General features: G+C 51.0%; 2 protein-coding genes. Both read left to right on the plus strand.

Features of this window, described 5'->3' with window-relative positions; genetic code table 11:
- A partial coding sequence (locus tag NOG12_RS11655; protein WP_418055317.1) for a Mu transposase domain-containing protein occupies positions 1–902 on the plus strand: 902 nt, incomplete at its 5' end.
- Positions 899–1,160, plus strand: a 262-nt coding sequence (locus tag NOG12_RS11660) for an ATP-binding protein (protein WP_313933343.1), incomplete at its 3' end; no start/stop codon positions are given. The genes NOG12_RS11655 and NOG12_RS11660, both read left to right, overlap by 4 nt.

Below are 1,160 nucleotides of genomic sequence, written 5' to 3' on the forward strand. Positions count from 1 at the left end.
TGAGCGAAGAATATCGCGAGCTCAAACTCAATCAACGCTTTGCGCAGTACGCCACGGCGGCATCATTCCATATTCATGCTTGCGAGGGTTTTGATCCGGAGAGCAAAGGCAAGGTTGAAGCAGCAGTTAAGTACGTCAAACAGGACTGTCTGTATGGTGAGTCATTCCGCAGTGAAACAGAGCTCCGCGCTTACACGCTTGATTGGCTAAATGAAGTAGCCAACATTCGAGTACACGGCACCACCAAAGAGCAGCCGCAGCGCCATTATGACCGCTCAGAGCGGTCACACATGAACCACTATCATGTAGCTATGGCCAGCTTAGACAACACGCCCATGCAAACACGCAAGGTTGATAAAACGGGGCTGATCTCTTGGGCCTCGAACAAGTACTCGGTGCCTATGGAATGGCAACAAAGCCGAGTTGGTGTCAGTGAAGCCAATGGTCAATTACTCTTACTCGACCCTGCCACCGGTGAGCTTATTGGCCAACATACGGTCAGTCTTGATAAAGGCCTTATTATCAAAAACCGCGACCATTACCGTGACAAAACGCAGGCTGTAGAAGCGCTTGAAGCGTACCTCAACGAGCGTCTAGGTATCGATGTTGGTCGCGCTATTGCGGCACAGCTCAAAGCAACCATGCCTCGGTTCTATAAAGACCAACTGCGCGGTGCTCTGGATGTATTAAAGCACTACGGTGAGTTACCCACGGCACTTACAGCCCACTTGCTTGAGCGAGAAGAGTTAACGGCGAGCAAGATGCGTGAATATATCGATGCATGGTTCAGTGCCGAGCAGCGCGGACGCATGGCCGATGACGAGGAGGATAGCCCCGTGACTATCGATTTAAGCATGTACCGCCGTATTAGCCACGTTAACGCGCAACGGAGCCTATCATGAACCAGTTAGACAACATCGCTAAGCAGCTTCGTAGCTTACGGTTAGGTGCAGCAGCGAGCCAGTTGGCCACTCTGGTGGCCACGGCTGAAGCCAATGAAGAATCCTACTTAAGCTTCGCTGAATCGTTAGTGTCACATGAAATCACCCAACGCAACGTGAACCGAATAAAACGCCACTACAAACAGGCACAGTTCCCAAATGAAAAACGTCTCGACTTGTTCGACTACCGTCACCAAACCACGGTAACCAAGCGCCAAA

It is taken from the genome of Pseudidiomarina fusca, from assembly GCF_032227045.1.
Lineage (GTDB): Bacteria > Pseudomonadota > Gammaproteobacteria > Enterobacterales > Alteromonadaceae > Pseudidiomarina > Pseudidiomarina fusca.